A 12,544-nucleotide genomic window follows, 5' to 3' on the forward strand; every position below is an offset into this window, starting at 1 on the left:
CTCTTCTTTGGTGGTGAGTGAATGTAAAAAGGACGATATATGCAAAAGGTGAATATGGCGGTGAAGGCTAAGCTGTTTATTGCAGCGATGTTTGTGGTGGTGTGTTGGGCGTACTCACCCATTGGCATTCATATCGGACTTGTGTCTTATTCCCCCGGTCAGCTAGCATTATTACGCTTTATTATTGCCTCGATTTTTATGGGAATAGTGGCGATTTGTCAGGGAGTACAAGTACCTAAAGTTAAGGATATTCCCTTGTTGTTTGTTCTTGGCTTTTTTGCCGTGGCCTTGCATCACATTGCGTTAAATTTTGGCCAACGTGGCGTGAGTGCGGGAGCTGCCAGCGTGTTAGCGCAATCGACACCGATTTTCACCGTGATTATTTCGCGCTGTGTGTTAAATGAGCGGATAAATGCATGGCGCTGGAGCTGTGTATTGATTGGTATGATTGGTGCGCTGATTGTGGTTATTGGCGATAAAGGCATCGGCAATTTTAGCCTGAATGGCTTGTTGATTTTGGTGGCAGCTTGTTCTTGGAGTGTGTATTTCATTCTGCAAAAGCGCTATTCGCAGAGTTACAGCACATTAACCATGGTGTGTTATACAGTCTGGACTGGCACAGTGGTTTTGTTGGTATTTTCTCCAGGCTTATTGAACTCGATGCAGGCTTCCCATTTTAAGGTGAATGTTGCTGTGGTGATTTTGGGTATCTTCCCAAGTGCTTTGGCGTATGTGGCATGGGCCTATGTGTTGTCGCATTCGGAGGTGAGTAAAATATCCATTGTGTTGTATTTGATTCCGCCAACCGCCATGGTGATGGCATCGTTTATTTTGAATGAATTACCTTCTGCTTTGGTGCTACTGGGCGGCGGCATTGTTGTTTTGAGCGTGCTGGCAATGAGTTTAGAAAAGCGTTTATCACTATTTATAACCTTGCGCCTGCAAGGTAAATAAATGGGCGTATTGGCCTTGTTGCGCTAATAGTGAATTGTGGGTGCCGCGTTCTTTAATTTGCCCATGTTCCATGACAATGATCTCGTGCGCGAGACGCACAGTGGAGAAACGATGTGAAATCAGAATCGCCATTTTGTCTTTGGTATGTTCTTGGAAATGCTGGAAAATATTGGCTTCGGCCTGAGCATCCATTGCCGCTGTTGGTTCGTCTAACACCAAAATATCGGCGTCTTCGCGCATGAAAGCGCGTGCCAAAGCGATTTTTTGCCATTGCCCACCAGACAATTCTTGTCCGCCACGGAACCAGCGGCCAAGTTGGGTTTGGTAACCTTGTTCCAGCTCATCAATAAAGTCGGTGGCCTTGCCAAGTTCGGCCGCTTTTTTCCAGCCGGTTTGATCGTTAAATCTGTCGTTGTCGCCAGCGCCGATGTTTTCACCAACAATAAATTGATAGCGCACAAAGTCTTGGAATATCACCCCAACACGTTTTAGTAGTGCGCTTTCTTCCCATTCCAGCAAATCCAAACCGTCTAGCAAAATGCGCCCTTGTGTTGGGTTATACAGTCGCGTTAATAGTTTGATTAGTGTGGTTTTACCTGAACCATTTTCACCGACAATCGCGAGGCTGTGGCCGGGGCGAATGTGTAAGTTGATATTGGCAAGTGCGGGTTTTTCATTGCCTGGATATTGGAAAGAGACGTTTTCAAAACGAATACCATCGTTTGGAATGGGTCCTTTCGTAAGACCAGAAGTCGAAAGCGGTGTTTCTTGTTCTAGGTATTCGTAGAGGTTGGATAGGTATAAATTGTCTTCGTACATGCCACTAATAGAAGTAAGTGATGCGGAAACAGAGCTTTGACCTTGTTTGAATAACAGTAAATACATGGTCATTTGACCCAAAGTAATCGCGCCAATAATGGTGTCACTGACGATCCAGCCATAGGCGCCATAAAACACCAAGGTACTTATCACGCCAAGGGCGAAGCCCCAGCTTTCACGGCGCAAAATCAGTCGCTTACTTTCTCTGAATAGCTTGATGAATATTTCGGTGTAGCGTTGCAAAAAGCGGTCGCCCAGTTGGTACAGACGAACTTCTTTGATGTTGTCTTCCCGAGCGAGCAAGGTTTCTAAATAGTTTTGCTGGCGCACTTCGGGGGAGCGCCAACGAAACATCAAAAAGGCATCGCCAGAAAATTTAGCCTCGGCGATAAAAGAAGGCAAAGCCCCACAAATTAATAACGCCAGAGCCCACGGTGAAAAATGCCACAGCAAGACTGCAAAACTGGATAACGTAATGGCATTTTGCAGCAGGGCAAAGGTTTTATTCACCAGAGCAAGCGGGCGGCTGGAGGCCTCACGGCGAGCACGAACTAATTTGTCGTAAAATTCTGAATCTTCAAAATGCGAGAGTGTTAGGCTTTGGGCTTTCTCTAAGATCAGTAAGTTGACTTTTTGACCTAATAAACCTTGTAAAATGGCCTGCTGAGCGGTTAATGCGCGTTGCGCGGCAGCAATGACCAAAACCAAAATGCCTTCCAATAACACGTAGCTTAGAGCAGTTTGATAATGCAAGACTTGGTCTTGTTTGTAGCTTTCCATAGCGGCAACAACCGCATCCACGATCAACTGTCCCACATACGCCATGGCGGCTGGCGTGACACCGGCAACTAGAGTTGCCATGGCCAAGCCGATGGTTAACGCTGGGGAAGTTTTCCAGACCAAATCAATGGCGCGACGGCTGTAGCGAAACACGCCAAGCATATTTTTATCGACAGTATTATTTGGCGAAGCGGCAGGTTTCATTAAAGGCCTTAAACGTTATGAAATACATGTAGAGGAACGAATAGTATAAGTCATTCTGCTGACGTTTTATCCATTAAAAAAACCGACCCTTAGTGCTTGATAAGATGATTTCTCGCGTTTTCCTCATTTGGCTATAGTGGAATCTAATTGAGTCTGTAATGGCTGTTTAGTTGTTGAGCGTGAGAGATGTGTAATGAGTAATAAAGTGGCGAAGCCTACCTTTGATCAGGCGGGAAGTGGAACGCGTTCGGTGTGGAGCGGCGAACAAGTTGAGCATCCATATCGTGCGACGCAAACTCCGATTGTTGCGAGTGCCGCTTATGGCTACCAAGATATTGATGAATGGTACGACGTTGCTTTGGGTGCTGCCCCCGGTTTTATTTATAGCCGCATGAGCAATCCAACCGTAGAAACATTAGAAGCAAAAATTTGCGGTTTAGAAAATGCCGAGTCGGCGGTGGCCTTTAGTACGGGCATGGCGGCGATCAGCGGTGTGCTGTATACCTTTTTATCGAATGGCTGCCGCGTGGTATCGACGAAAGACAGCTATGGCGGCACCAATAAAGTTTTTGAAGAGTTTTTACCGCGCATGGGTGTGAGCGTGACGCTTTGTGAAACGCACAGCCACGAGCAAATAGAAGCCGAAATCGCTAAAGGTTGCGATGTCTTGTATTTGGAAACGCCAACTAACCCGACGTTGAAAATTGTTGATGTAAAGCGCCTTGTGGCGGCGGCTAAAAAAGTAGGCGCCTTGGTGATTGCAGATAACACTTTTGCGACGCCAATGAATCAAAGTCCTTTGGCGTTAGGTGTCGATATTGTAGTACATAGTGCAACCAAGTTTTTGAGTGGTCACGCCGATGCCATGGGCGGTTTGGTCTGTGGCTCGGAAAAATTAATGACTAAAGTTCGTCATTATCGAGAAATTAATGGTGCGTCATTGGATCCGTTTTCGGCTTATTTGATTATTCGTGGCATGAAAACCTTGGCACTGCGAATGCGTCAGCAACAAAGCAGCGCACAAGCAATTGCAGAATACTTATTAACGGAACCTTTGGTTGAAGCGGTGAATTACCCAGGGCTGGTCAGTCATCCGAATCATGCTATTGCCTGTGAGCAAATGCGAGGCTTTGGAGCGATTGTGAGTTTTGTCCTAGTTGGTGGTATGGATACGGTGAAGGTGTTACTGCCGCAATTACAGTACGCGCATTGTGCGGGTAATTTGGGGGCAGTAGAAACTATTTATGGGCCAGCCAGAACCACGAGTCATGTTGAAAACACGTTAGAAGAGCGTTTGGCGTTGGGAATTTCAGAAGGTTTAGTGCGGATATCTGTGGGGATTGAAGACACTGAAGACTTAATTGCGGACTTACAGCAGGCGTTTGAACAAGTTAGGGCACTTACTTCATTAGAAACAGAGTTGGCTTAACTTTGAGCAAAATGAAAAATACGATGGAATACATTAACGTTTCAATAGGACTGTTAGTGTCAACTCCTGTATTATGCGCCGCTAGAAAATGGCGTTAGGGTCATGCATTTAAAACAAATTAGGGTTTGTTTTTTTACATAAACTGGGGACATATAAGAATGAAAAAAATATTTATAACAGCATTGGCTCTATGTGGCGCAACACTAGCATCAGCTTCAGATAATGATTTGTGGGAAAAGTCGACTTTAAATCAAGTGCTTAACCGTGGAGAGTTACGTGTTTGTGCTGAAGCGGGTTACATGCCGTTTGATATGCGCGATAAAAAAGGCGACATCGTTGGTTTTGACGTTGATATCGCGAAAACCATGGCCAAAGCGATGGGTGTAAAGCTAGATATTCGTAACACAGCATGGGATGGCATTATCCCTGCGTTGTTAACTGATAAGTGCGATATCATCATTTCTGGCATGACGATCACGCCAGAGCGCAACTTGAAAGTGAACTTTACTGACCCCTACATTGTGGTTGGTCAAACGATTCTTTTGAGCCCTAAGCTAAAAGCTAAAATCACCAATTATCGTGATTTGAACGATGCTAAATACACGGTAGCGACTAAATTGGGTGCGACATCTGATTACGCTGTAAAACGATACATGAGCAGAGCCAAATTGAACCTGTTTGAAACAGAGTCAGAAGCGGCTCTAGAAGTGGTAAATGGTAATGCCGATGCTTTCGTTTATGATTTGCCATATAACGCGATTTACGCGTCACAAAGTGAAGGTAAGGTTGTGCATTTAGACGAGTCCTTCACTTATGAGCCTCTAGGTTTTGCAATTCGTAAAGGTGATCCGGATTTCATGAATTTCTTGAACAACTACCTTGCGCAAATTAAAGGTGATGGTACTTACGATAAAATCTATCAAAAATGGTTTGCTAGTAATTCTTGGTTAAGTAACGTTCAGTAAGATTCATATCAATAAAAAGTGGCGCAGTTTAGCGCCACTTTTTATTTCTTTGATTTATTTTCTGTGAGTAAAAAAAACGACGGGGCTCCTCATCGATGGAAAAACAACCTCATTTGCTTTTGTGGAAAGCGGTCTTTGTTCTAATCATTATAGGGCTCGGCTTTGGCATTTATGTTGGCAGCAAAAGTATTGATTACACTTGGCGCTGGGAACGTATTCCGCAGTACATAATCAACACCGAAGCGACAACGGTTCGATCTCCTTTTGATGGTTCCGCAACGATCGAAAAGGGAAAGTTGGTTGTTACTTCCGATTACGGTGATGATCCGTTAGTGATCAAGAAGTTTGATAATTTGTTGGTTAGTAATGGTGATTTGGTATTTGAAGGCGATCCTGTCGCTGAAGTAGAAAACTGGAATATTGGTCCGCTCACGTGGGGGCTAGTAATGACATTACAATTATCTGTGGTGTCTTTGGTCTTTGCTGTGATTATCGGATTGTTTGCGGGGTTAGCTCGAATATCGACCAATCCTGCGTTGCGTTATTTGTCCGTGACTTACATTGAGCTGATTCGTGGCACGCCCTTATTAGTACAGATTTTTATCTTCTACTTTTTTATCGGCACCGTGTTGGATCTAGATCGTTTTACGGCAGGTGTCGCGGCTTTGTCTGTGTTTACTGGCGCCTATATCGCTGAAATTGTACGTTCAGGTATTCAGTCCATTAGCCCAGGTCAAATGGAAGCGGCGCGCAGTTTAGGAATGAATTACGTTCAGGCTATGGTTAATGTGATTTTGCCGCAGGCGTTTAAGCGTACTCTACCGCCAATGGCCGGACAGTTTATTAACCTGATTAAAGACTCGTCTTTGGTGTCGGTTATTTCCATCACAGATTTAACCAAGGCTGGCCGCGAAGTGGTGAGTTCTACGTTCGCACCATTTGAAGTATGGTTTGCGGTTGCACTGATGTACTTGGTGTTAACCGGTACTTTGTCTTGGGTTATTCAGCGACTTGAAAAGAGGTTATCTGCCAGTGACTAATATGACCGATAAGAGCATCATTCAAGCTCGTAATATTGATAAGATTTATCCGAACGGTTGCCATGCTTTAAAGAATGTCTCTCTCGATATTAATCGTGGAGAAGTGGTGGTGATCATTGGGCCAAGTGGCTCAGGTAAATCGACATTTTTACGCACCTTGAATCAGCTAGAGACCATTTCTGATGGCACAATTCATATTGATGAAGTGAGCCTGACGGATCGCAAAACCAATATTAATAAAGTGCGCGAAGAAGTGGGCATGGTGTTTCAGTCTTTTAATCTGTTTCCGCACAAAACGGCGCTGGGGAATGTGTCTTTGTCACCGATTAAGGTGAAGAAAAAACCTCGTACTGTCGCGGAGCAGGAAGGCCGTGAGTTGCTTAAAAAAGTAGGGTTAGCTGAACGCATGAATAACTACCCATCGCACTTGTCTGGTGGTCAGCAGCAGCGCGTAGCAATCGCGCGAGCGTTAGCTATGCATCCTAAGATTATGTTGTTTGATGAACCAACCAGTGCCCTTGACCCAGAAATGGTGGGGGAAGTGCTGGACGTTATGAAAAGCCTTGCTGGTGACGGTATGACTATGGTGGTGGTGACCCATGAAATGGGCTTTGCTCGTGAAGTGGCTGACCGCGTGGTGTTCATGGAGGACGGTGAGTTAGTTTTCGAAGAAAGCCCTGAGCGTTTCTTTAGTTCTGAAAATCCACGCCTACAGCGTTTCCTTGGGCAAGTCCTCTAGGGAAGGTGCGAACAAGTCCTCTTGTCTCAGCATGTGGATAAAAGCCTGTTTTTCGAGGCGAGTGCCGAATGGGAATAGTGGTTCTATTTTCGAGGTGCTCAACAAAGAATACAGGCTTTTAGAGCATGCCCTGCGGGTCTTTCAGAGAAAACGCCACATGTTGTTGCGACTCTTTGAAAGGTACCTACATTCCTTCAGAGTCGCGCCTTATTTGACGATTTCTCTGAAAGACTGAGTCTTAGTAGACTTATTCGCACCTTCCCTAGTATTGATGACAAATCTTGGCCACAATTGTTGGTCAAGATTCTCTCCTTTTTTGGGTATTCATCATGAGTAAGAAATCCCTTCCTCCATTAAATTGGCTGCATACCTTTGAAGTATCGGCTCGATGTCTTAATTTCACGCATGCAGCGGAAGAGTTATGCTTGACCCAAGGGGCAGTAAGTCAGCAGATTCGTTTGTTAGAAAGTCATTTGGGTGTGTCATTATTTAAACGTCTGCCACGTGGTTTGAGTCTAACTGAAGAAGGGCGTTCTTACTTTCCTGTGGTAAAAGATGCGATTTCTCGTTTGACAGTTGGCACGAACGAGATCTTTACTCAGCACGATAAACAAACAATCAAAGTGTGTGGCAGTTTGTCGTTCTTTTCTCACTGGTTAGCGCCCAAACTTGCGGATTTTAGTGCCGCTTATCCCCATTACGATATTCGCTACGTGAGTAACATTTGGGTTCAAGCACTAGACGATGAAGACGATATGGAAATTCGCTGGGGACATGGTGAATGGCCAGGGCTAATTTCGCAACGACTGACTTGGGATAATTTGGTTCCGGTATGTTCTCCTGAATTGATGGAAAAATCGCCTTTGTTGGAACCTGAGGATTTGGTGAATCATGCGCTTTTGCATGTTATTGGCTACGAAGAAGGTTGGGGTTATTGGCTGAATATCATGGGCGTGGATAATGTCGATTCGTCCGTCGGGATGCAATTCGATACGCTTGTTTCGACTTTGCGCATGGCGGAACTTGGACAAGGTGTGGCGTTGGCTCGTTCTTCTATGGTGGAGGGTATGTTGAACGAAGGCAAACTGGTCGCTCCGTTTAGAAAAGATATTGAAGCCAGCGAATCGTTTTATTTAGTGCGTCGATCTGGGACGGAATTACATGGCGCAGCGATGGTGTTTTTTGATTGGTTAGTAAGGCAGGCTGGTAATTCTCCGCGATAAATAATTGCAGCCAAAAATAGTTGATCCGTTGACCTCATCCCTTCGTATAACGCTCATCATGTTTATTACTTAAGGAATGATTTTGTCTACAGACTATATTTTGGCTCCAGACATGTCACGAATCATCGAAATGGCTTGGGAAGATCGTACGCCATTTGAAGCCATTCAAACACTTTATGGGCTTTCTGAGCCGGATGTTATTTTATTAATGCGAAGTAATCTTAAATCTAAAGCCTTTAGAAACTGGCGGGCTAGGGTGTCAGGGCGCGCGAGTAAGCATTCGGCATTGCGCAATCCCGATATTTCTCGCGGCTACTGCAAAACGCAGTATAAAATTCGTGCTAATAAAGGGCGCTAACAACGACTGGAAGGATTATCACTCCCAATCGTTAGTAGGCGGAGATGATTTAGGGTAAGAAGGAGATGAACTTATCTCATTTTCTTTTCTACTCTACTATTACATCAACCAAGATATGAATTGAATAAAGCCAACTAATAGACCCATGATCGCTAAAAGCAGTGCTGTATTTACAGCATACTTTAATCGCTTATAAGCCTTTCGGTTCGTTTTCTTGAGCTCTTTGCTTTGTTGTAATAGTGGTGTGATATTTTTGAAAATTCTATTTGCTAAGCCACCTTTGTCTTCATCTGTATTAGGTACGACAGAGGCTTTCATCAATACTTTGTAGCAGAAGTTAATGATTTTTCCAAAAATGTTGACTGGGCGATCAAAATCACACATTAAAATGAGACGGCTCTGGTCTGTGTTGTTTTTCACAAAGTGTAGATAGGTTTCATCGAAAAGTAGGTCTTTGCCATCTTGCCAAGCATATTGTTCGCCGTCGATATTGATAAAGCAGTCTCGAGAGTTGGGTGTATCTAGTCCCAAATGATAGCGTAAAGAGCAGGCAACTGGATCAAGGTGACGAGTGAGTTCTGAACCTGCTGGCATGTAAGCAAACATAGCACCGTTGATGCTCTTAATCTTACTGAGAATTTCTGTGGTTTTTGGACACTGTTGCTGTGCTGATGTATGGGTGTATCCATACCATTTCAAATAATACTTTCTCCAGCCATACTTATGGAATGTTCGGAACCCCAAATCATAAGAAGCGTCAGATCCAGGTTTGTTGATGTTCTCTAATTCACCCCTATGCTGTAGGGTAAGTGCCTCATCTCGTATGACTTCCCAGTTTTTTCTTAGTTCATCTAATTCTTCGTATTGTAGCGTGTCGATAATAGGTCGACGGACTTTTTTGCAGGAAAATAAATAGAGTAGGCAATTAAGTGGCGCAAAAATTGGCCACCCTTTACGCAAATATTCAGACCAACTTGTGTAGCGAATGTTTCCTCTATAAGTAAATATGTAGTACATAGAGCACATACTGAAGGTCGCGATCACCATTAATATTAGAGCTAGCTGCATCAACTTTATTTCCGTCTGTAAATAATTAGTCAGTATCTTGCTAATTATTTACTAAGTGTCACCAAATGTGAACACTGATACAGGGATTTATAGAGATAAAGTAATACTTTTTTGTATATATATAATTCACTTTTTTAGGCAGGGTTGCATCGTTCATTCTTATATTTCATTAATTTGAATGAAAGTGTTTTTGTTGCGGACTTATGTGCGTGATTTTTTGATTTTTTGGGTTTTTGATGCCGCATTATGCGGCATCACTTTCACGGTAGTTTGTTAACTCATCATCAAAGGAAAGGGTGCTTTCTTCGTCATACACCACATCTTCATCAGGCTCTATGACTAAGTCTTCAAGCGACTTTTTAGGAGTGTCTTCCGCTAGGTCAAGCTGTGTACTGGATGACTTATTTGTTTTTTTGGTTTTCTGAGGGCTTTTCTTTTTATTGCTAAAAATGTCCAAAATAGAGTCTTTGCTTTGTGCAAGGTACATGGAAAGTGCTTCTTTTTGGCCATGGTCTCCTGCTAGTTCACTTTGATCTAGGATTTCATACAGCGCTTCGGCAGTATCCAACAGTTTGTCGTACGCATCGGCTTCTGCTTTCGAAGTAAACGTCATTTTTTCAATTCCATCGCGTTCTACAACATATTTAATAATTACAGGCATAATCCACCTCGTGAAAAAATAATACTGTATAAATATACAGTTATTTTTCATCTCTTGTCTAGCGCTTTTGTTTGTTGATCCTAACAATGATTGTTAAAGTAGCGGGCTTAATAAAGGAAACACTTTTATGTCTGTTGATTTTTCCCAATTAGATTTTTCCATTCTGATGGATCATGTTGAGATTGTTTTAACAGTCGCTTGGATTTTATTGTCTTACATTGTTCGACGTTACACCAAGCGTGCTATTCGACTTCATCAAAAGATTGAGCACGATAAAAAACGCCAAAGAATTAATACTGTCGACAACATATTTAATTTGTTTTTAGTTGTCGGTCTGGTTCTTATTTGGTCATCTGAACTTCAGAATATTGCCATCTCAATTGCTGCTTTCATGGTGGCATTGGTTATCGCAACAAAAGAATTTATTGCTTGTATCGTTGGGGCTTTTTATCGTGCCAGTACAAGACCGTATCAGGTTGGGGACTGGATACGCATTGCCAATTATGAAGGGGAAGTAACCGACAGTGATTGGCTCTCGACGACATTATTTGAAGTCGATTTGAAAGGCGGCAGTTACACATATACTGGTCGCACTACAGTGGTTCCTAATAGTGTTTTATTACTGCATACCGTACAAAACTTGAATTACATGCGTCGATACGTGACGCATACTTTCTCAATTTCTCGTGCTACTGACGATGTGAATTTATTTTTAATTAAAGAGCATATCCTCAATAATATTCGTGAATACAGTGAGCATTTTCATGAGGTGGCAATTCGTTATAACAGTCTTATTGAGAAACGTTTGGACATAAAAATATCGGGCCCTGAGCCCAGAGTTCGAATCACGACCACGATTGAAGGGTTTAATATTTTTACTGTCTCACTATTTTGCCCAACCGATGAAGCGGTCGAAATAGAGCAAAAAGTCACAGAAGATTTTATGCGGTTTTGGTATGAAAGGCGTGACTTGAGTGTGATGAAAGGAGAGCGGAATGAGTAAATACATTCGAGCCTTTACGACATTTTTATTAGTGTCCACTTCTGTGCTTTTAGTGGGATGTAACAGTTTTCGTGTCAGCGAAGATGATGTGAATAAGGAAGTGGCTAAGCAACTGGCTGAGCCGCAACAGAACCAAATTCAGCTAACTGTAGACAGTAATACACTCAACTTGGATCTTGTGGTCACATCGGCACATATTGATTTTACCGAGCGCGATGGCGGTTTAGTGCTGGTTGATTTGATTAGTAAAATGACAGGTACCTTGACTGCATTTGGTCAAGAATTTTCACTCACAACGAGAGTGAATCCTTCTTTTGAATCCGGTGTGCGGATTGAAGAAGACCGTCTATATTTGGTGGCGCCAAAAATCACTAAAATTGAGGTGGAAGGTTCAAGCTTTAATGACAAAATGCTGCGATCCACTTTAGGGTCTTTGCATGATGATTTTGAAAAAGCTTTAGTGCAGTATTTCGATGAACATCCCGTTTATGTGCTGGACCATTCTCCTTTTGAGAAAACCGCAGCTTCATTGGTGAAAGACATCATTATTAAAGAAGATTTCTTAGAGCTTTCTATCTTTTAGATGAAGGTGGGTCTAGGTAAGTTTCGATAGAGTCACTATAATGCTCGGATACAGTAGAACCAGACAAAATAAGCGCTAGCGCTCAATTATTGAATTAAAAATGAGGAAACAGCATGTCGATTGCAGACAATCAAGTCGTTCAATTCCACTATACTTTGCGTAATGGCGAAGAGTTGATCGAAACTTCGGCGGGTAAAGATCCAGCGGCGTATTTGCATGGTCACGGTAATGTTATTCCAGGGCTTGAAAAAGCCATGGAAGGAAAAGAAGTTGGTGACGAGTTTGAAGTCACTGTTGCTTGTGCTGATGCTTACGGCGAACGCCATGAAGATCGTCAGCAACAAATGCCAGTAAAACATTTACAAGGTGCGAAACGTTGGAAAGCCGGCATGGTGGCTATGGTACAAACTGACAAAGGCATGCGTCAGGTGACGATTGTTAAAGTTGGCTTGAAGCACGCTACTGTTGATTTGAACCACCCATTATCTGGTAAAGATCTAACTTTCAACATTCAGATCGTAGACTCTCGTGAAGCGACGAATGACGAAATTGCGCATGGCCATGCTCACGGTGTTGGTGGTCATCATCACTAAGAACAAGACTTTTTAAGAATCAAGAGAGTAACTTCCTTAAAGCCCCTGTTATGGACGACATAGCAGGGGCTTTTGTGTTTCTGGTACCTTCTAGTGATTGATTTTGATCAACTAAGCGCAGCAAA

The 12,544-nt window shown here is 43.1% G+C and carries 13 protein-coding genes; 10 read left to right on the forward strand and 3 right to left on the reverse strand.

The window, feature by feature from the left end; translation table 11 throughout:
* The first annotated feature begins 39 nt into the window (after positions 1-39).
* Entirely contained in the window at positions 40-954 is a 915-nt protein-coding gene (locus tag AC2A4J_RS05285) for a DMT family transporter (protein WP_484175210.1), read from the forward strand.
* Here the strand turns inward: AC2A4J_RS05285 and AC2A4J_RS05290 are convergent.
* The gene (locus AC2A4J_RS05290; RefSeq protein ID WP_484175211.1) at positions 922-2,757 is read right to left on the reverse strand and encodes an ABC transporter ATP-binding protein; all 1,836 of its coding nucleotides are present in this window, start codon (positions 2,755-2,757) and stop codon (positions 922-924) included. The genes AC2A4J_RS05285 and AC2A4J_RS05290 overlap by 33 nt on opposite strands.
* Before the next feature lie 193 nt (positions 2,758-2,950).
* Here AC2A4J_RS05290 and AC2A4J_RS05295 point away from each other — a divergent pair, with 193 nt between their 5' ends.
* From AC2A4J_RS05295 to AC2A4J_RS05320, 6 genes are all read left to right on the forward strand, one after another.
* Positions 2,951-4,186, forward strand: coding sequence for a cystathionine gamma-synthase family protein (locus AC2A4J_RS05295; RefSeq protein ID WP_484175212.1), 1,236 nt, complete (start codon positions 2,951-2,953; stop codon positions 4,184-4,186).
* Positions 4,187-4,344: 158 nt separating this feature from the next.
* Positions 4,345-5,151 carry a transporter substrate-binding domain-containing protein gene (locus tag AC2A4J_RS05300; protein ID WP_484175213.1) on the forward strand — a complete coding sequence of 269 codons (807 nt, stop codon included), beginning with the start codon at positions 4,345-4,347 and terminating at the stop codon, positions 5,149-5,151.
* 95 nt (positions 5,152-5,246) lie between these two features.
* Positions 5,247-6,191 (forward strand): amino acid ABC transporter permease, encoded by a 945-nt coding sequence (locus tag AC2A4J_RS05305; RefSeq protein ID WP_255826382.1) that lies wholly within the window; start codon positions 5,247-5,249, stop codon positions 6,189-6,191.
* A gap of 1 nt (position 6,192) precedes the next feature.
* The gene (locus AC2A4J_RS05310; RefSeq protein ID WP_484175214.1) at positions 6,193-6,930 is read left to right on the forward strand and encodes an amino acid ABC transporter ATP-binding protein; all 738 of its coding nucleotides are present in this window, start codon (positions 6,193-6,195) and stop codon (positions 6,928-6,930) included.
* A 329-nt stretch (positions 6,931-7,259) separates the two neighbouring features.
* Complete coding sequence (locus tag AC2A4J_RS05315; protein WP_484175215.1) at positions 7,260-8,153, forward strand: LysR substrate-binding domain-containing protein; 894 nt, start codon at positions 7,260-7,262, stop codon at positions 8,151-8,153.
* Between the two features lie 112 nt (positions 8,154-8,265).
* Positions 8,266-8,511 carry a TIGR03643 family protein gene (locus AC2A4J_RS05320; protein ID WP_484175361.1) on the forward strand — a complete coding sequence of 82 codons (246 nt, stop codon included), beginning with the start codon at positions 8,266-8,268 and terminating at the stop codon, positions 8,509-8,511.
* 99 nt (positions 8,512-8,610) lie between these two features.
* Here AC2A4J_RS05320 and AC2A4J_RS05325 read toward each other — a convergent pair whose 3' ends face one another.
* Positions 8,611-9,579, reverse strand: coding sequence for an aspartyl/asparaginyl beta-hydroxylase domain-containing protein (locus AC2A4J_RS05325; protein ID WP_484175216.1), 969 nt, complete (start codon positions 9,577-9,579; stop codon positions 8,611-8,613).
* A 244-nt stretch (positions 9,580-9,823) separates the two neighbouring features.
* Complete coding sequence (locus AC2A4J_RS05330; protein ID WP_370646836.1) at positions 9,824-10,240, reverse strand: YebG family protein; 417 nt, start codon at positions 10,238-10,240, stop codon at positions 9,824-9,826.
* A 127-nt stretch (positions 10,241-10,367) separates the two neighbouring features.
* Between AC2A4J_RS05330 and AC2A4J_RS05335 the strand changes: the two genes are divergently transcribed.
* The 3 genes from AC2A4J_RS05335 (at position 10,368) to AC2A4J_RS05345 (ending at position 12,419) form a co-directional block, all read left to right on the forward strand.
* Positions 10,368-11,243, forward strand: a complete 876-nt coding sequence (locus AC2A4J_RS05335; RefSeq protein WP_484175217.1) for a mechanosensitive ion channel family protein — start codon at positions 10,368-10,370, stop codon at positions 11,241-11,243.
* Positions 11,236-11,826, forward strand: a complete 591-nt coding sequence (locus AC2A4J_RS05340) for a DUF1439 domain-containing protein (RefSeq protein WP_484175218.1) — start codon at positions 11,236-11,238, stop codon at positions 11,824-11,826. The genes AC2A4J_RS05335 and AC2A4J_RS05340 overlap by 8 nt, the downstream gene beginning before the upstream one ends.
* A gap of 113 nt (positions 11,827-11,939) precedes the next feature.
* A complete protein-coding gene (locus tag AC2A4J_RS05345) occupies positions 11,940-12,419 on the forward strand; it encodes an FKBP-type peptidyl-prolyl cis-trans isomerase (protein WP_484175219.1) in 480 nt (159 codons plus the stop codon).
* Positions 12,420-12,544 lie beyond the last annotated feature (125 nt).

The organism is Marinomonas sp. ATLA20 (assembly GCF_057180105.1).